Here is a 19,040-nt window from a genome sequence, read left to right as displayed (position 1 = left end):
TTTATGTCTAAAAACTTCTGTAATAATATTTCTTTGCCACATCACTCTTCTTTCAGACGGCATTTTATTTAAACTTAAACATTCAATCCAAAATGACTGTCTAGCGCGGTTTCAATCTGATTTTTTACAGCGTCCAGACTTTGGCTGCTGTCGATGACGGCATAGCGTTCCGGCTGTTCGTTAGCACGTTGCAGATACACTTCGCGCACCCGATTGAAAAACTCGGCTTTTTCTTGTTCAAAGCGGTCTTTCTCACGCGTTTGGTTGATGCGCGCCATTGACACTTCCAAAGGCACATCCAACAGCAAAGTTAAATCGGGACGGAAATCACCCTGCACCCAATGCTCAAGCGTGGCAATATCTTGCAAGGGAACGCCGCGTCCGCCGCCTTGATAGGCAAACGTTGCATCGGTAAAGCGGTCGGAAACGACATGCGTGCCGTTTTTCAGGGCAGGTAGAATGACTGTTTCCAAGTGTTGCTGTCTGGCGGCAAACATCAGCAGGGTTTCGGTACGCAGGCTGACTTGAGTGGCAGGGTTGAGCAGGATTTCACGCAATGCTTCTCCGGCCGGAGTGCCTCCCGGTTCGCGCGTAAACAATACGGGCAGTTGGTGTTTTTCAAACCATGCTTTCATTACGGCGAGGTTGGTGGATTTGCCTGCGCCATCTATGCCGTCAAGGGTAATAAATCTGGGTTTCATATGGATATCGTCAATTTAAAGGCCGTCTGAAACAGGGATTATAAATGTTTCAGACGGCCTATTCGGTTTATTTCTTCAAAATATATTTGCGTACGGCAGCGTTGTGTTCAGAAAGATTATGGCTGAACTCGCTCAAGCCCGTACCATCCATTTTTGAGACGAAATACAGATATTTTTCATCAGACGGATGACCCGCCGCTTCAAGCGCGGCTTTGCCGGGAAGTGCAATCGGAGTCGGCGGCAAACCGCTGCGCGTATAGGTATTGTAAGGCGTATCGCGTTGCAGGTCGGCTTTGCGGATTCTGCCTTTATACGCATCGCCCATACCATAGATAACGGTCGGGTCGGTTTGCAGGCGCATACCGATATTCAGGCGGTTGACGAATACGGCGGCCACATGGGCGCGGTCGTCCTCGTGCGCGGTCTCTTTTTCAATCAGACTCGCCATAATCAGCATTTCGTACGGATTTTTATAAGGCAGGCCGCTTTGACGGTCGTCCCATGCTTCTTGCAGGTTCTCCCGCATTTTACGGTAGGCAATTTTGTAAATTTGAAGATCGCTGCCACCGGCATCAATTTCGTAACTATCTGGGAAAAACTGTCCTTCAGGATTGCTGCTTAAGGCATCGGGCGCTACTTCGGCCATCAATTTTTCATCGTTCCAACCACGCGTGTCATGGGCAATGTCGGCAGTGTTGTCGATAATACGGCGCATTTGGGCAAAACGCGCGCCTTCCAAAATTTGCACGCTGACCGAGTCAGGACGGCCTTTTTTAATGCGTTTTAAAATGTCCCAAGCCGATACTTTGGCAGACAGGCGGTAAGAACCGGCATTGAGTTGGTTGTGTACACCCATCACATATGCGGCGGCTACCAGCACATAACGGTTATAAACGATGCCGTCTTGAGCCAGTTTGCGGCTGACGGAAGAGATACCTTGGTTTTTGGTAATGGTAATACGGTATGGTTTGCCGTTGTCTTTCGGAACAAACAACAATGCGGCAACCACGGCGGCAAATGCCGTCAAAAATACGGCCAGCCATTTCAACAATTTTTTCAGCATGGTAGGATTCTTGGTTTGTGAACGTGTCGGGCGACAGTATAACCGAAAATAAGTCCACCACGCCTGCCACCTTCCCTAACGTATGCTTTCCTATCCCGAAAGGCCGTCTGAAACCATGAATTCCCCTTCAAAAAACATTTGGCAAAACGGCCGCTGGCTGAATGCACGCCAAACTCATTCGCCCAATTTCAGCCCGCGCGAACCGGATGAAGACATCTCATTGGTTGTCCTCCACAATATTTCCCTTCCTCCTTTTGAGTACAACACGGGGGCAGTGGAAAATTTGTTTACCAACCAAATCAACCCTGACGAGCACCCTTTTTTCAGTATCATCCACACCTTGCGCGTCTCCAGCCATTTTTTCATCAGCCGTAAAGGCGAAACCGTCCAATTCGTTTCCTGCGACGACATGGCCTATCATGCAGGCATATCATCGTTTCAAGGCAGAGAAAAATGCAATGCCTTCTCCATCGGTATCGAATTGGAAGGCTGCGATTTCGAGCCTTTTACCGAAGCACAATACACCAGCCTGCAAGCCTTGCTGACCGCCATTTCCGAACATTACCCGATTCAGGCCGTTACCGGTCATCAGGACATCGCGCCGGACAGGAAAACCGATCCCGGACATTTCTTCGATTGGCCACGCCTTCAAAAAGCAGGTTTTCCCGTCCGGCGCGGATAACTTTCAGACGGCCTGAAATGATTGGTAGACATAATGCTGTCACAACCGTTTATTTTCGTTATAATTCAGCTATTCATTCGGACGCATAAAGTCCGGCTCCAACGAACTTCCCACGCAGCAAGATTCCGCACCCTGAAAAAGACGGAATGCTGCCTTTTTAAAAAGTGATTACTCCATGATTTTCATCGTCTTAGCCCTCGCCGCCCTTTTGGCGGTCATCGGTTACAACATGTACCAGGAAAACCAATACCGCAAACAAGTGCGCGAACAATTCGGCCATTCCGATAAAGATGCGCTTTTGACCAGCAAAACCAAGCACGTCCGCGACAGTAAAGAAACCGGCGGCCAGGGTTTGTTTATCAAGAAAAACAAAAAAACCGAAGAGGCATTGCGCAACCTGCAAGAGCAAGATGAAATCTACGCGGCAAAAGCCAAACTGGCCCACCCTACACAGATTAAAACGGATGTCGAGTTGACTGTGGAAGACGACTTTTCCGCAGAAGAAAAAGTCCAACACACTGTTATCGGCTTAAACAACGAAATTACCGTCAGCCCTGCCGAAGCCGCTTCTGCTCCGGTTGAAACCGCTGCCGAGCCTGTGGCACAAGTACCATTGATCAGCTTAGACGAATTATCGCAAGTCGAGTTGCCTTGGTTTGATCCGCGCTTCGACTACATGGCCTACATCTCCCTGAAACAAGCCCAAGAATTACACGCCCTGCCGCGCCTTTCCGGCACTCACCGCTTCCAAATCATCGGTTGCACCATGGACGACCATTTCCGCGTTGCCGAGCCGATTCCGGGAGTTTACTACCAAGGCTTCGTTATGGGCCTTCAGGCTGTCAGCCGCAACGGTTTGGCCGCGCGTGAAGAGCTACAACACTTCGACCAACAGGTTGATGCTTTTGCCCAGCTGATGGACGGCAAAGTTTTGCATACCGACTTGGACGCGTTCACCGAAGTTGCACAAGCTCTCGACCAATTCTGTGCGCGTGTTGACCAAACCATCGCCATTCACTTGGTTTCCCACTCCAATATCAGCGGCGTAGAATTACGTGCCGCCGTGGAAGATACAGGCTTCAAACTGGGTGAAGACGGCGCGTTCCACTTCGGCGACAACAACAACCCTCAATTGTTCTCCATCCATACTTTGGACAACAAACCGTTTACCAACCCTCTATTGGACAACCAAGCCTACCGCGGTTTCAGCATGCTTCTGGATATTCCGCATGTTCCTGCCGGAGAAAAAACTTTCGACAAATTCATGGACTTAGCAGTCAAACTCTCCGGCCAACTCAGCTTGGATTTGGTTAACGACCAAATGGAAGAAGTTTCCACCCAATGGCTCAAAGACGTACGCAACTACGTTTTGGCCCGTCAGGAAGAAATGCTTAAAGTCGGCATCAAACCCGGCAGTAAACAAGCCCTTCGCCTGTTCTCTTAAACTTCCCCAATCAAAAAGCGGATATGCAATGACGGCATATCCGCTTTTTTTCAGGTAAAATCCCTTCATCTTCAATATTCATCGATTTTCAGACGGCCTCTCTATCATCAGGCCGTCTGAAAACTCTATTTCGATTGCACATGAATCCAACCGCACAACGTATCAAATACCTGACCGACCTCCTCAACCGCTACGCCTACGAATACTACACCCTAGACGCGCCCAGCGTACCCGATGCCGAATACGACAAATTGTTCCGCGAGCTCGAAGCATTGGAGTTGAATCACCCTGAGTTGAAACTGCCCGACAGCCCAACCCAGCGCGTCGGTGGCGAGCCTTTGGCAGGCTTTGATGAAGTGCGTCATGAAGTACCTATGTTGTCACTAACCAACGCCTTCTCGCCACAAGATGAAAACGGCGTGTTTGACCATGCCGAAATGTACGCTTTTGATGAGCGCGTTCGTGGCGGTTTAAATGGAGAAAAACCGGAATACGTTATCGAGCCTAAATTTGACGGTCTGGCCATCAGCCTGCTGTACCGCGACGGCATATTGACTCAAGCGGCAACCCGTGGCGACGGCACAACAGGTGAAGACGTTACCCAAAACGTCAAAACCGTATCCAACATCCCCCTGCGCCTGCATGGAGAAAATATTCCCGAGCTTATCGAAATACGCGGCGAAGTCCTGATGCTCAAAGCCGATTTTGCCGCCTTAAACGCACGACAGGCTGAAAACGGACAAAAACCTTTCGCCAACCCGCGCAATGCCGCCGCCGGCAGTCTGCGCCAACTTGATTCACGCATTACGGCACAGCGCAAACTGCATTTCTTCCCCTATTCCATTGCCCGACAACAAGGCGGTTTTATCGCAGAAGAACACCTACAAGAGCTGAACTACTGTAAAGAACTTGGCTTCAGCCTGCCCGATGGTAATTTCGGCTGTTTCCCAAATATCGACGAAGTATTGGCATTTTACGAGAAAATGCAGCAAAAACGCCCTACTTTACCTTATGAAATCGACGGCATGGTGGTCAAAGTCAACAGTCTGGCACAACAAGAAAAACTGGGCTTCATCTCACGCGCGCCACGTTGGGCTATTGCCCACAAATTTCCTGCTGAAGAAGCATTGACCATTGTCGAAGCCATTGATGTACAAATCGGACGCACCGGCGCAGTAACCCCGGTTGCCCGCCTACAACCTGTATTCGTCGGCGGCGTTACCGTTACCAACGCCACCCTGCATAATCAGGACGAAGTATCGCGCAAAGACGTGCGCGTTGGCGATACCGTCGTCGTGCGCCGCGCCGGAGACGTGATTCCCGAGGTGGTGCGCGTCATTTTTGAACGCCGCCCAATGCAGGAGACCAATATTTCCGTTTCAGACGGCCTGCAAGACGATTTGTTTGCCGAAGCACCTTCTAAAGCGCAAGCCGAACCGCTTTACAAACCTTACCGCCTGCCTACCCATTGCCCTATCTGTCACAGCGAAATCGAACGCGAAGAAGGCGAAGCGGTTGCCCGTTGCAGCGGCGGTATGCTTTGCCAAGCACAACGCGCGCAAGGTTTAATCCACTTTGCCTCACGCAAAGCCATGGACATTGACGGACTTGGACAAAAACAAATCGAGCAGCTGGTAGCGCAAGATTTGGTTCGTCATTTCGCCGACCTCTACCGCCTCGATATTCCAACCCTGCAAAAAATGAAGGAAACAGCGGATAAAGCATCGGCTAATGAGGAAGAACCATCAAACAGTGAAATTGAAGACTTTGAAGGTGAGACTGGCAATACTCTGCTTGCCAAAAACGTTAAAAAACAGCCGACCAAATGGGCAGAAAACATCCTCGCAGGCATAGAAGCCAGCAAAACACCCGAACTTGCCCGCTTCCTTTTTGCCCTCGGCATCCGTCACGTCGGCGAACGCACCGCCAAAACGCTGGCACAGGCATTCGGCACACTGGAAAACGTCCGCCATGCACCCGAACCCATCCTCGCCTGCCTGCCCGATATCGGCACGGTGGTTGCCCGCTCCATCGCCCACTTTTTTGCCCAAGAAGCACAACAGGCGATGATAGACGAGCTGCTGGCTGTAGGTGTTACCCCGCAAAGCCAAGCTGTCACTATCCCTCCTCTGCGCCATGCCGAGCCGCAACGCTGGATTGCCCGCCTGCCCGATTTTAAAATCAGCGAAAGCAAAGCACTGGCCTTGTGGGAGCTTGCCGGACAAAGCATAGAAGGTTTGCAAACTGACAAAGCGTTGCCTGCCGATTGGCAGACATGGCGCAATAAACCGCAAAACGCAACCCTGCTTGAAAATATGAAAACTTTCTTTACTCAAACGCGGTCTAATCTTCAAGATAAAACTATTTCAGACGGCATTAATGAAGCCGTAGCAGGTAAAACCTTTGTATTGACAGGGACTTTACCCACACTCAAACGCGACCAAGCCCAAGCCATGATTGAGGCTGCAGGCGGTAAAGTTTCCGGCAGCGTATCTAAAAAAACCGACTATGTTGTCGCCGGAGAAGCTGCAGGCAGTAAATTGGAAAAAGCCCAAACTTTGGGCGTGGCCATCTTGAGCGAAGAGGAATTGCTGTCGTTACTGGGATAAGACAATATATACAGTCTTTTTCGAGCCGCCTGATACTTTATCATGTGGTATTATCGTTACACACAATTACACTTTCGGGGGCTAATCCCTCAGACAAAATAGGATACCAATATGAAACCCATTAAAAAATGCGTCTTCCCCGTTGCCGGTATGGGCACCCGTTTCTTGCCTGCGACCAAAGCCAGCCCCAAAGAAATGCTGCCTATTGTGGACAAACCTCTAATTCAATATGCAGTTGAAGAAGCGGTTGAAGCCGGCTGTACCGAAATGGTGTTTATCACCGGCCGTAACAAACGCAGTATCGAAGATCACTTCGACAAAGCATACGAGTTGGAAACCGAATTGGAATTGCGTCAAAAAGACAAGCTGTTGGCACACGTTCGCGATATCCTTCCTCCGAATATTACCTGCTTGTACATACGTCAAACTGAAGCATTGGGTTTGGGTCATGCCGTGTTATGCGCTCAAGCTGCCGTTGGCGATGAGCCTTTTGCTGTTATTTTGGCAGACGATTTGATTGATGCGCCTAAAGGTGCATTGAAACAGATGGTTGATGTGTACAACCAAAGCGGTAACAGCGTTTTAGGCGTTGAAACCGTTGATCCTTCCCAAACAGGCTCTTATGGTATTGTCGAAGTTGAACAGCTGAAAAACTATCAACGTATCACCAATATCGTTGAAAAACCCAAACCGGAAGAAGCGCCTTCCAACCTTGCAGTTGTCGGCCGCTACATCCTGACTCCGCGTATTTTTGACTTATTGACCAACCTGCCTCGCGGCGCCGGTAATGAAATCCAACTGACAGACGGTATCGCCCGCCTGCTCGACCATGAGTTTGTGTTAGCTCATGCGTTTGATGGCAAACGCTACGACTGCGGCAGCAAATTAGGTTACCTTGAAGCAACCGTGGCTTACGGTTTGAAACACCCTGAAACTGGCGAACAATTCAAAGAATTGCTCAAGCAATACGCTTAAGCCCAGCCATTATGAAAAGGCCATCTGAAATTTCAGACGGCCTTTTTCTCAAACTTATTTCTTCCAATATGCCGGAGTCAGCAAAATCAGAACGGTAAAAATCTCCAAACGTCCCAACAACATCACCGCCGTACACAGCCACTTCTGTACATCGCTCAGCGCGGCGTAATTATGCGACGGACCAACTGCCCCCAAACCCGGCCCTGCATTAGTAATACAGGCAATGACTGCCGTAAAGGCGGATAAAAAGTCCAAGCCTGCCGCCATCAATAGAAAGCTGAATACGATGACCGTCATAAAGTAAATAAAGATGAACGACATGACGGTCAGCGCCATACGATCCGGAATGGAGCGGTTGTTGACCTTTACCGTACGAACCGCACGCGGGTGTAGCAAAATCAACATTTCACGCAAGCTGAATTTGAATAACACCAACGCACGCACGTTTTTAATACCGCCCCCCATAGAGCCTGAACTTGCCAATACGTTCGACAGAAAAAACATCCACAACGACACAATCAGCGGCCATTGAGCAAAGTCTGCATTGGAGAAACCGCTGGCCAATCCGATGGACACAAAGTTGAAGCTGACAAAGCGCAAAGCTTCGCCAAGGCTTTGATAAACGTCCTGCTGCCATAAATACAATGCCGAAATCAAAATACTGCCCGACAAAACCAACAACATGGAACGGCATTCTTCATCTTTCCAATACACCTGCAAAGAGCGGTTGCCCAGCGCAGTAAAGTGGCTGGCGAAATTGATACCGCCCCAGACAGTAAAAAACATCAATGTCCATTCGACTGCCACAGAATCAAAATAGGCAACGCTGTCATCATGTGTCGAAAAACCGCCCAAGGCCACTGCCGACATCGCATGGCACAAGGCATCAAACCAGCCCATGCCGGCAATATGCAAGGATACAAAGGCGGCAGCAGTTGTCAGCGCATAAGCAAACCACAGCCGTTTGGCCACTTGCGAAATACGGGGAGCCATCTTGCTTTCCTTATCCATACCCGGAATTTCCGCTTTGAAAAGCTGCGTCCCCCCCACACCCAACATCGGCAAAATCGCTACAGCCAGCACGATAATACCCATACCGCCAAGCCAGTTGAGCATGTGCCGCCAAAAATTCACCGACGGATCCAGCGTATCCAAGCCGGAAATCACTGTTGCCCCCGTTGTCGTCAGCCCCGACATCGCCTCAAAAAACGCATCGGTGAAACTCATGGACGGCATATAGAAATAAATCGGCATCGCCGCTACGATGGCAAAGGCCAGCCACAGCATCAATACCAGGGTAAATCCGTCACGCGGCCGCAATTCACGGTTGAAACGCAAAGTCAGCACCCAAGTAACGCACGACACCAACAATACTGTCAAAGCCGTATAGGCAAACACGAAAAACGCGCTGTCGTGATAAAAATACGACATCAGTGTCGGCACAGCCAACAACAGTGAAAACAACAGCCCCAGCTTGGACAATACATGGATAATCGGCACAACCTTGCTTACCGCACCACCCAATCTGAAACCCTTATACAAATACATCATATCCCTATCATTAGAAAACAAAATATTCAGACGGCCTCATGAAAAAAAGGCCGTCTGAAACAGCATATTTTATCAAAATGCCGCACCCCCGTGATAAAGAAAAACCAAAAAACACTTGCCTGCTCTTTTTCTAAGAGTATAATGTTATACCATAACACTAACTGGAGAAAGAAATGAAACCCGATATCCACCCAGACAACTATCGTACCGTCCTGTTTTACGACAGCGGTGCAGACCAAGGATGGCTCATCCGTTCATGTGCCAATACCCACGGAAAAACCATGGTTTGGAAAGACGGAGTAGAGTATCCCCTCTTCTCTCTTGATACCTCTTCCGCGTCCCACCCCGTATATACGGGCAAACAACGCAATGTCAATGTCGAAGGCCGCGCCAGCAAGTTCAACCAACGTTACCAATCCATGATGTCTTCTTTCAGAAAGGATAAATGATGCAAGTCCTCTCATCCCTGAAAACTGCAAAAAAACGACACCGCGACTGCCAAATTGTCCGCCGAAAAGGCAAAGTGTACGTCATTTGCAAGAGCAATCCCCGTTTTAAAGCACGCCAGCGTTAAGCTGTCCTATCCTTCTTTCAATGTAACTCTCTGAATTTTCCGCACTTTCGTTTACCTCTAGCGCAAGTGCGGCTTTTTTTCAAACGGCATTAATCATTCATATCAAAACTACAAAGAATCCTGCCATACTCCCGGAAACAGGAAGAAAAAGTAAATAATGGTTATCCCTATTGTGAAGCCATAAAGATATTTATAACATGCCGCTACATTCTTCCTTCAACACTGACCATAGGAGTCAAAAATGAAAGTAAAAGCCCTGCTTGCAATTGCCACCGCCATGAGCCTCGCTGCCTGTGCCGCACCTGAAGCCCATCGCCATGACCATGGTCAACATCATGAGCACAATCATGCACACGAACATGGCTACCAACATCATGACATGCACAACCATGACCGTGTTCAATCATTCAGCTGCGAAAACGGCCTGTCTGTACAAGTCCGCAACCTGAGCACCAACCAAGTTGAACTGCGTCTGGACGACAAAGTTGCCACCCTGTCTTCTGCCGTTGCAGGTTCAGGCGAACGCTATGTTGCCAACCAAGGCCTGTTCGGTAAAGGCGCTGAATGGCATCAAAAAGGCAGCGAAGCATTCTTCGGCTTCACTGACCCATACGGCAACAAAGTAGAAACTTCTTGCTCTGCACGCTAATTTCTACTTAGCAATAGAATAGCTGAAGGCCGTCTGAAACAAGTTTTCAGACGGCCTTTTATATTGGATAAAACGAAAATCCGTTTAAGGATAAAAATGTAAATATGAGGCTATTTGAAGGTTCAAAGCACATCGAATAAGTAAGACTCTTTGAAAGGTACTTTCTCCAACAATACATTATTTCAAAATCATTAAATATACATCTACCTTAATTTAAAACTTTTTCCAAGACTTCTTTAAGGTTTTCATCATCTTCATCCAAAGTTAATTTTTCTGAAATATTATGGAGACAATGCTCCAAATCAATGACTAAGGCTACTTGGTTTTGATAGGATAATTTTGGATAAAGTTCAAGTAAAACCCAATAAATGCATATACTATCATTTGAGTAAAAAATATTTGAAACGAATGGAAGTAATATATCTTGTCGTTCTACAAAGATTTCGACAATTTCACTAAAAACAGGAAAGTTCGCATCTCCCAACCATCCTGAGAGCCACTCCCCCATCTCAATTAATTCCTCATCGTTGCAGTCCTTAATTTTTTTGCAAGCCTTGATGTCAAACTTATCTTTAGGGTGCATATGATACCTCATTGTTTTATTAAAGAATTACGAATCCAAAATTGTAATAATTGATCTCAATTCTAGACAAATGATTATTCGTAATTCCTATATCCTTAACAAATTTTCTCTGAAGTAATAGTTTTATTTTGTGCAATTAAACTCCTACTTTGAAATAACTTAAACCCCTATCCTACATTTTACCTAAGTAACAAATCCCAATTACCCTTCAAAATCTATTCGCTATACGAAACAGATTCAATAAACAAAAGCCGTCTGAAAACCTATTTTCAAAGTTTTCAGACGGCCTTTATCTTAGACCAAACAATTAAGCGTAATGTCTATCTTCACCTTTACCGTCAACGTTGTCTGCACAACGTTTACAGATGGTTTCATGGCCTGCAACTGCGCCCACATCGTGGGTGTAGTGCCAACAGCGTTCGCATTTTTCACCATCGCTGGCTTTAGCGGTTACAGCAAGTTCATCACCTACTTTCACTTCAGCCTTAGACACCAGCAAAGCAAAACGCAATTCTTCGCCCAAAGTGTTCAGATAGTCGGCAATTTCTTCCGGAGCCGTAATTTCGGCTTCGGCTTGCAATGAAGAGCCGACGGTTTTATCCGTACGCAGAGGCTCGATGGCGGCAGTTACTGCTTCGCGTGCTTCGCGGATTGCCGTCCATTTTTTCACCAATTCGGCTTCGGCTTTTTCATTGATAGATGGGAACTCATGCCATGTGTGGAAGAGGACGCTGTCTTCTTCGCCGCCACCGATGATGTCCCATGCTTCCTCGCCGGTGAAGCATAAAATCGGAGCAATCAGCAGAACCAAACTGCGTGTGATGTGATACAGGGCAGTTTGCGCGCTGCGGCGTGCATGGCTGTTTGCTTTGGTGGTGTAGAGGCGGTCTTTCAGGATATCGAGGTAGAACGCGCCCAAGTCTTCCGAGCAGAAAGAAACAATGTCTTTTACGGCAAAATGGAAGGCATAGCGCGGATAGTAATCGCCTGCCAGACGCTCTTGCAGCTGACGTGCCAATACCACGGCGTAGCGGTCGATTTCCACCATGTCTGCCTGTTGCACGGCATCTTCAATAGGATTGAAGTCGCTGAGGTTGGCAAACAGGAAGCTCAAGGTGTTGCGGATACGGCGGTAGCTTTCGGTTACGCGTTTGAGGATTTCTTTGGAAATCGCCAATTCGCCGCTGTAATCGGTGGATGCCGCCCACAGACGCAGGATGTCCGCGCCAAATTCGTTGTAAACTTCTTGCGGTGCAACGACGTTGCCGATGGATTTCGACATTTTGCGGCCGTTTTGGTCAACCACAAAACCGTGGGTCAGCAGCTGTTTGTATGGCGCACGACCCATTGATGAGGCGCAACCGGTCAACATAGACGATTGGAACCAGCCGCGGTGTTGGTCGCTGCCTTCGAGGTACAAGTCAGCCGGCCATTCCAATTCTTCGCGTTGTTTCAAAACGGAATAATGTGTCGAGCCTGAGTCGAACCACACGTCCATCGTGTCGGAAAGTTTGTCGTAATTTTCGCAATCTTCCGCGCTCAAGAGTTCGCTCTTATCAAGAGAGAACCATGCTTCGATGCCTTTTCCTTCAATTTTTTGTGCAACTTTTTCCAACAACTCGGCAGAGTTCGGATGCAGTTCACCGGTTTCTTTGTGAACAAAGAAAGTCATCGGCGTACCCCAATAGCGTTGGCGTGAAACCACCCAGTCAGGACGGCCTTCAATCATGGCTTCCAAACGCGCACGACCCCATGATGGGAAGAATTCGGTGTCATCAACGGCTTTGATGGCTTTATCGCGCAAGGTTTTACCATCGGCACCAGCTTTGTCCATACCGACAAACCATTGGCCGGTCGCCCGGTAAATCAACGGCGTTTTGTGGCGCCAGCAGTGGGCGTAGCTGTGTTCGATTTTGCTGCTTGCCAAAAGGTTGCCGGTCTCTTCCAGCCATTGCAGGATAACGGGATTGGCCTCCCAAACGCTCATGCCGGCAACGCGCGGCGTTTCGCTGATGTATTTGCCTTCGGCGTTGACGGGGTTGTAAAGCTCGATGCCGTATTTGTTGCAGACGGCGTAGTCTTCCAAACCGTGTGCAGGCGCAGTATGCACCAAACCCGTACCGGCGTCGGTGGTAACGTGGTCGCCGTTGAGCATGGGAATATCGCGTTCGAGGAACGGATGATTCATGTGCAGGTTTTCCAGCTTGTCGCCGGTGGTTTCGGCAAGAATAGCAATGCCGTCTGAAAAACCGTAACGTTTGAGCGCGTCTTCTGCCAAATCTTTGGCCAACACCAATTTGCCTTTAGGCGTATCAATCAGCTGATACACCACGTCTGCGCCAGCTGAAACTGCTTGGCTCGCAGGCAAAGTCCAAGGCGTGGTCGTCCAGATAACGGCAAATGCTTTACCTTCGATACTTGCCAAACCGAATGCGGCGGCAAGTGCGGCAGTGTCTTTAAACGGATAGGCAACATCAATCGCAGGCGATACTTTGTCTTTATATTCCACTTCGGCTTCGGCCAATGAAGAACCGCAGTCCAAGCAAAATTGAACCGGTTTTGCGCCGCGGTAGAGATAGCCGGATTTGTAGATTTCACCGAGCATACGCACGGTATCGGCTTCGGTTTTGAAATCCATGGTCAGGTAAGGATTGTCCCAGTCGCCCAACACGCCCAGACGGATGAAGTCTTTTTTCTGGCGGGCAACCTGTTCGGCGGCATATTCGCGGCACAATTCGCGGAAACGCGCTTTGGGCATGTCTTTGCCGTGCAGCTTTTCCACCATCACTTCGATGGGCAGGCCGTGGCAGTCCCAGCCCGGCACATAAGGCGCGTCAAAACCGGCTTGGGTTTTGCTGCGGATAATGATGTCTTTGAGGATTTTGTTGACGGCATGACCGATGTGGATGTCGCCGTTGGCATACGGCGGGCCGTCGTGCAGGATGAATTTCGGACGGCCTTTGGCGATTTCGCGCAGTTTTTGATAGCGTTTGTGCTCGTACCAGCTTTTCAGCCACGCAGGTTCGCGCTTGGCGAGGTTGCCGCGCATCGGAAACGGGCTTTCGAGCAGGTTTACGGTTTTGCTGTAATCGGTCATTTTTTGATCTCTATTGTTGCGGTATTTCGGTTTCAGACGGCCTGATTGCTCATTTTGAAAAGAACAGGCCGTCTGAAAAAATTCAAAGGACTTATTGTAGCCCAATTGTCTTGATTTTATAAGCTTCTAGAAGCGTTTCTATGCTTCCCAAACCCTCGCATCTTCCATATCTTGTAAAATTTGGGTTTTCAAGGCTTCGATACTCTCAAATTTTTTCTCGTCACGCAGTTTGTGTAGGAAGCGGACGAAGATGCGTTGGCCGTACAAATCGCCGTTGAAATCGAACAGATGGACTTCCAGCTTTTGCGAGCGGTTGTTGCTGACAGTGGGGTTAAAACCAAAGCTGGCAACGCCTCGGCGCGTACCGAATGTGCCGTCTGCTTCAACGACAAATACGCCGCTTAACGCATAATGATACGGAGGAAGCTGTACATTGGCGGTAGGCGCGTTTATGGTGCGGCCGAGTTTTTGCCCGTGTTTGACCTTGCCGCTTAACACGTAATCATGGCCCAACAGTTTTTTGGCGTATTCCAACTTGCCGTCTGAAAGGGCTTGGCGGACGGCGGTGCTGCTGGTACGGATGTCTTCAACGATAACGGACGGCGTGCGCTCGGTTTGCATATCGGGCTGTTGTGCCAAGAGTTCAAAACAACCTTCACGACCGACACCGAAACGGAAATCGTCGCCAATCAACAGATACCGCGTATTGAGCGTTTGGCGCAAAAGCTGGTCGATAAACGCTTGTGCGCTCATATCGGAAAAAGCTTGGTTAAAACGCAAGACCCAAACGGCATCCACACAGCCGGTTTCACGCAAAAGACGCAATTTGGTACGCAGCGGGCTGATGCGATAAGGCAGCTTCTTCCCGGCTTTACGCGCAAAAAATTCTTTAGGCTGAGGCTCAAAAACAACAACGACAACAGGCAGACCGCGCTGGTCTGCCTCTCGTTTGAGTTTTTGTAGAATGTGTTTATGCCCGAGGTGTACGCCGTCGAAGTTGCCGATGGTTACGGCGGCTCCTTGCGGAAATTTGGGCGCGTGTCGCTGTCCAAGCCAGATGTTCATGGGTGGTGGTATTGTGTTTGAATAGGCGGCTATTGTAAACGTTATTGCCGTTTCAATAAACCTTAGGCCGTCTGAAACCAATAAATATATGCTTTCAGACGGCCCTAAAGTTTGTTAATACCTTACCACCACCAAGGATAACGGCCAAACGGATAGCCCCAATCGTCATAATAGCGATAGTAGCGGGCTTCGCGCAGCTGTTCTTGGGAAATATAGTTTTGCCATGCCATTTTGTAGCAGGCTTGGAACATCGGATCGGAAACTTTGTCGATATATTTGAGGCGGAAGGCTTTTTGTTCCGCGGTTGCCACACCGGGTTTACCTTCTTCGTCAAATTTGCGGCGGATCAGCGCGGCTGTTTCCTGATCGCATTGGGCGGCAAGATTGACTTGAAGATCCTGCTCATAGCGTTTCTGCGCTTGGGCGCGTGCGGCTTTTTGTTCGGGCGTGGTGGCGCAGGCGGCCAGCAATGCAACGGCGCCAAACAATAAGGTCAGACGGATAGGATTCATCGGATGTTTCCTTATGTTTATGTCTCTCTATTAATGTACGCCCTCATTGTGTAATGGGCAAGTGTGGCAACTTGGGAACACTTTAGATTATTTGTTCTTATCGGCAGACAGTTGCATATAAAATACACCCTGTATGAATGTTTAACTCCAAACCCACTCAATGAACGCTGACAAACCGCCCCACTCCTACCGATTGCGCCACCACAGGCAACACACGCCGCCGTTTTGGCAGGCGGATCGCCCGTACCTGCACGAACACAATATTTCCGATGCCCGTTTCAGACGGCTGGGTTACATCATGGCCTTTCTTGCCGGTGCGATTAATGCAGGGGGATTCTTTGCTTTTGCGCGCTATATTTCCCATGTAACCGGCTCCATGTCTCTTTTGGCTGATGTGCTGTATCTTCAAGACTGGTGGTCTGCCGCGGTGACTTTCATCAGCGTGTTGTGTTTTGTTGCCGGTGCCGCGCATTCGGGTTGGGTGATTTTATGGACGCAGCAGATGCGTTTCCGTGGCAGCTTTGGGTTTTCCATGTGGCTGGAAGCAGTTTATCTGTTGATATTCGGTTGGTTCGGTATTGCTGCGATGGAATGGGATTTTGGCGGATCTGATTTTATTATGCCGTCTTTAGCATTGTTTTTATTGTGTTTTATTATGGGCATGCACAATACGGTTATCACGCTTCTTTCCGGCGGCGCCATCCGCTCCACCCACATGACCGGCACGGCGACCGACTTGGGCATTGAAATTTCACGCGCGCTTTATTACTCCAAACAGCATCATCCGCGCCTGCCGCACGTCCGCGTCAACAAACCGAAAATGTGGCTTTTAAGCGGCTTGATGCTGTCGTTTTTGCTGGGCGGCGTGGTTGGCGCATGGGGTTATCATCTGGTCGGCCATCATTTCGCCCTGCCCGTTTCCGCCGTTTTGCTCATACTGGGTGCGGGCTCGGTGGGATATGACGTCAAGGTCAGATTGAAATGGGCATTCGTCAACTGGTATCGCCGCAAGCATAAAAAACGGAGGAAACTGTAAAAAACTTTGCTTGTTATTTCGCGGCAAAATGACCAAACTGTCGGAGAAATGCAGAAATGCTTCAGAATTATGTTAACTGGCAAATATTTTCGTAATATCGGGTTAAACCCATTCTTTTGCGTTTCGGATATTGGGTATCATAAATCCGTAATGACCCACGCGGTTTTTATTCATTTTTTTTCAGACGGCCCGTGCCGTCATCTAAAAAGAGGATACGACATGAAATTCTTGAAACCCCTGACCGTTATTGCTACTGCCATTCCTTTGGCACTTACCGGCTGTGTGACCGATCCTGCTACCGGTCAACAATCCGCCAGCAAAACCGCTATGTACGGTTTGGGCGGTGCGGCTGTTTGCGGCATCGTTGGTGCGCTGACCCACGGCGGTAAAGGCGCGCGTAACTCCGCATTGGCTTGTGGTGCAGTAGGTGCCGGCATCGGCGGTTACATGGACTACCAAGAGAAAAAACTGCGTCAAAGCCTGGCCAACACCAACATCGAAGTTGAACGTCAAGGCAACCAAATCAAACTGGTTATGCCTGAAAACGTAACCTTCGCCACCGGCAGCGCTGCCCTGAGCGGCCATGCTCAAAGCGCCTTGTCTGCCGCCGCGCAAACTTTGGTTCAATATCCTGACACCACTTTGATCATCAACGGCCACACCGACAACACCGGTAACGACGCCATCAACGAGCCATTGTCTCGCAACCGCGCCGAATCTGTTGCCACCTTCCTGCAATCCCGTGGCGTAAGCAGCACCCGTTTGAGCACTTTCGGTTACGGCTCCCGCCAACCCATCGCCTCCAACGCTACTGTTGAAGGCCGCGCACAAAACCGCCGCGTTGAAATCTTGATCAACCCTGACCAACGCGCCATTGACGCCGCTAAAAAACAAATGTAATCCGACATCTGTCTGATTCCCATACTTAAGGCCGTCTGAAATTTCAGACGGCCTTTTTCTTTGTAGATTTTGTTTGCAATTTCTTCTCCTCAATTCAATCCACCATAAAATTTATTCCTTTATTAACAAGACTTTTCAATTTTTCCTTCAAAAAAACTGTATTAATACTCTAATTTTTACACTAACTTAGAGTATAATTCCTAAAATTCTAAAAATACGCCCCATGCCGTCTGAAAAACGGCAGCGAAAAACACACTTATTTATATACACATCAGTCCGTTATCCAATCTATTTCATAGGATTTCAGACGGCCCCATCCAGAATCTATGAAGGAGCATCCATGCAAAACAACTTTGACCCATTGATTATCCGTGGCAAATCACTGATTCCCGTCGTACAAGGCGGTATGGGTGTAGGCGTTTCCGCATCAAAACTCTCCAGCGCGGTTGCGCGCGAAAACGGCGTAGGTACCATCGCCAGCGTCGATTTGCGCCACTTGCACGAAGATTTGCTGGCCAAATCAAAAATCGATTCCAGCGAAGAAAAATACACCCGCCTCAACTGCATCGCGCTTGACCGTGAAATCAAAAAAGCCAAAGCCGATTCAGAAGGCAAAGGCATGATCGCCGTCAACGTCATGAAAGCCGTAAAAGACCATGCCGCCTACGTCCGTCAGGCGTGCGAATCCGGTGCTGACGCGATTGTGATGGGCGCAGGTTTGCCTTTGGACTTGCCGGAAATGGCCGAGGGCTACCACAAAGATGTCGCCCTTTTCCCTATTTTGTCCGAATCACGCGGTATCAACATTGTTTTGAAACGTTGGATGAAAAAAGGCATCTTGCCCGATGCCATCGTTATCGAACACCCTGCCCACGCAGCCGGCCACTTGGGTGCTGCAACCGTTGACGGCGTGAACGATGCCAAATTCGAGTTCAAACGCGTTATTGAAGAAACGTTTGAAGTATTCAAAAACTTGGGCTTGGAAAGCGAAAAAATCCCGTTGGTACTCGCCGGCGGCATGGCAAACTTTGAAAAAGTCAAAACAGCCTTGAAAAACTGGGGCGCATCCGCCGTTCAAATCGGTACCGCGTTTGCCGTAACCGAAGAAGGCGATGCCCACATCAACTTCAAGAAAACGCTGGCCGGTGCGGAAACCGAACAAGTGGTTGAATTCATGTCTGTTGCCGGTTTGCCTGCTCGCGGCGTGCGCACCAAATTCCTCGACAGCTACATCAAACGCGAGGCCAAATTGCAAGCCAATGCCAAAAACGATCCGCGCCGTTGCACCCAAGGCCTGAACTGCCTGACCAGCTGCGGTTTGCGCGACGGTTTAGCCAAAGCCGGTCAATTCTGTATCGACATCCAACTTTCCGCAGCATTCCGCGGCGAAGTTGATAAAGGCCTGTTTTTCCGCGGTAAAGACCCGCTGCCGTTTGGCAATGCCATCCGCACGGTTCAAGAAACCATTCATTATCTCTTGAACGGTTCCCTGCCCGCCGTCCCTGCCAAATAAACGCATCAACACTCAAAAGGCCGTCTGAAAAACATTTAAACCCTGTTTTCAGACGGCCTTTTTGTCCCAATCCATCTAAAAAATGC

The 19,040-nt window shown here is 49.0% G+C and carries 17 protein-coding genes; 10 read left to right on the top strand and 7 right to left on the bottom strand.

What is annotated here, in order from left to right; genetic code table 11:
- Positions 1–74: 74 nt before the first annotated feature.
- A complete protein-coding gene (tmk, locus tag ACTHTQ_RS05885; RefSeq protein WP_440363390.1) occupies positions 75–701 on the bottom strand; it encodes a dTMP kinase in 627 nt (208 codons plus the stop codon).
- A gap of 67 nt (positions 702–768) precedes the next feature.
- Entirely contained in the window at positions 769–1,764 is a 996-nt protein-coding gene (mltG, locus tag ACTHTQ_RS05880; RefSeq protein ID WP_440363389.1) for an endolytic transglycosylase MltG, read from the bottom strand.
- A 115-nt stretch (positions 1,765–1,879) separates the two neighbouring features.
- On the opposite strand from mltG, the gene ampD reads away from it, so the two are divergent.
- From ampD to galU, 4 genes are all read left to right on the top strand, one after another.
- Positions 1,880–2,446 (top strand): 1,6-anhydro-N-acetylmuramyl-L-alanine amidase AmpD, encoded by a 567-nt coding sequence (gene ampD, locus ACTHTQ_RS05875; RefSeq protein ID WP_440363388.1) that lies wholly within the window; start codon positions 1,880–1,882, stop codon positions 2,444–2,446.
- 175 nt (positions 2,447–2,621) lie between these two features.
- Positions 2,622–3,890, top strand: a complete 1,269-nt coding sequence (locus tag ACTHTQ_RS05870; RefSeq protein ID WP_440363387.1) for a cell division protein ZipA C-terminal FtsZ-binding domain-containing protein — start codon at positions 2,622–2,624, stop codon at positions 3,888–3,890.
- A 140-nt stretch (positions 3,891–4,030) separates the two neighbouring features.
- Positions 4,031–6,499: an NAD-dependent DNA ligase LigA gene (gene ligA, locus ACTHTQ_RS05865; RefSeq protein ID WP_440363386.1), complete on the top strand. Its 2,469-nt coding sequence runs from the start codon at positions 4,031–4,033 to the stop codon at positions 6,497–6,499.
- Positions 6,500–6,610: 111 nt separating this feature from the next.
- Positions 6,611–7,474, top strand: a complete 864-nt coding sequence (gene galU, locus ACTHTQ_RS05860) for a UTP--glucose-1-phosphate uridylyltransferase GalU (RefSeq protein ID WP_283121377.1) — start codon at positions 6,611–6,613, stop codon at positions 7,472–7,474.
- A 54-nt stretch (positions 7,475–7,528) separates the two neighbouring features.
- On the opposite strand, the gene ACTHTQ_RS05855 is transcribed toward galU, so the two are convergent.
- A complete protein-coding gene (locus ACTHTQ_RS05855) occupies positions 7,529–9,025 on the bottom strand; it encodes a TrkH family potassium uptake protein (protein ID WP_440363385.1) in 1,497 nt (498 codons plus the stop codon).
- Positions 9,026–9,198: 173 nt separating this feature from the next.
- On the opposite strand from ACTHTQ_RS05855, the gene ACTHTQ_RS05850 reads away from it, so the two are divergent.
- From ACTHTQ_RS05850 to ACTHTQ_RS05840, 3 genes are all read left to right on the top strand, one after another.
- A complete protein-coding gene (locus tag ACTHTQ_RS05850; protein WP_004464264.1) occupies positions 9,199–9,474 on the top strand; it encodes a type B 50S ribosomal protein L31 in 276 nt (91 codons plus the stop codon).
- The gene (gene ykgO / locus ACTHTQ_RS05845) at positions 9,474–9,599 is read left to right on the top strand and encodes a type B 50S ribosomal protein L36 (protein ID WP_003685279.1); all 126 of its coding nucleotides are present in this window, start codon (positions 9,474–9,476) and stop codon (positions 9,597–9,599) included. Before ACTHTQ_RS05850 ends, ykgO begins: the two co-directional genes overlap by 1 nt.
- A gap of 241 nt (positions 9,600–9,840) precedes the next feature.
- On the top strand, positions 9,841–10,248 hold the full coding sequence (locus ACTHTQ_RS05840; protein WP_440363384.1) for an MliC family protein: 408 nt from the start codon (positions 9,841–9,843) through the stop codon (positions 10,246–10,248).
- Between the two features lie 208 nt (positions 10,249–10,456).
- On the opposite strand, the gene ACTHTQ_RS05835 is transcribed toward ACTHTQ_RS05840, so the two are convergent.
- The 4 genes from ACTHTQ_RS05835 to ACTHTQ_RS05820 form a co-directional block, all read right to left on the bottom strand.
- Positions 10,457–10,831, bottom strand: a complete 375-nt coding sequence (locus tag ACTHTQ_RS05835; protein WP_440363383.1) for a DUF5071 domain-containing protein — start codon at positions 10,829–10,831, stop codon at positions 10,457–10,459.
- A 307-nt stretch (positions 10,832–11,138) separates the two neighbouring features.
- Entirely contained in the window at positions 11,139–13,928 is a 2,790-nt protein-coding gene (gene ileS / locus ACTHTQ_RS05830) for an isoleucine--tRNA ligase (protein WP_440363382.1), read from the bottom strand.
- 138 nt (positions 13,929–14,066) lie between these two features.
- Positions 14,067–14,993, bottom strand: coding sequence for a bifunctional riboflavin kinase/FAD synthetase (ribF, locus tag ACTHTQ_RS05825; protein ID WP_440363381.1), 927 nt, complete (start codon positions 14,991–14,993; stop codon positions 14,067–14,069).
- A 122-nt stretch (positions 14,994–15,115) separates the two neighbouring features.
- Complete coding sequence (locus ACTHTQ_RS05820; RefSeq protein ID WP_004520101.1) at positions 15,116–15,505, bottom strand: hypothetical protein; 390 nt, start codon at positions 15,503–15,505, stop codon at positions 15,116–15,118.
- Positions 15,506–15,665: 160 nt separating this feature from the next.
- On the opposite strand from ACTHTQ_RS05820, the gene ACTHTQ_RS05815 reads away from it, so the two are divergent.
- The 3 genes from ACTHTQ_RS05815 to ACTHTQ_RS05805 all read left to right on the top strand — a co-directional run bounded on the left by ACTHTQ_RS05815 (position 15,666) and on the right by ACTHTQ_RS05805 (position 18,954).
- Positions 15,666–16,541 (top strand): YoaK family protein, encoded by an 876-nt coding sequence (locus ACTHTQ_RS05815; RefSeq protein WP_440363380.1) that lies wholly within the window; start codon positions 15,666–15,668, stop codon positions 16,539–16,541.
- 219 nt (positions 16,542–16,760) lie between these two features.
- Positions 16,761–17,441, top strand: a complete 681-nt coding sequence (locus tag ACTHTQ_RS05810; RefSeq protein ID WP_440363379.1) for an OmpA family protein — start codon at positions 16,761–16,763, stop codon at positions 17,439–17,441.
- 340 nt (positions 17,442–17,781) lie between these two features.
- The gene (locus ACTHTQ_RS05805; protein WP_440363378.1) at positions 17,782–18,954 is read left to right on the top strand and encodes an NAD(P)H-dependent flavin oxidoreductase; all 1,173 of its coding nucleotides are present in this window, start codon (positions 17,782–17,784) and stop codon (positions 18,952–18,954) included.
- Positions 18,955–19,040 lie beyond the last annotated feature (86 nt).

Origin of the sequence: Neisseria sp. P0020.S003 (assembly GCF_051957095.1) — a bacterium.
In the GTDB taxonomy this organism is placed as follows: Bacteria; Pseudomonadota; Gammaproteobacteria; order Burkholderiales; family Neisseriaceae; genus Neisseria; species Neisseria subflava.
Note: the sequence above shows the minus strand (reverse complement) of the source record. Positions and strands in the feature narration are given on the sequence as shown.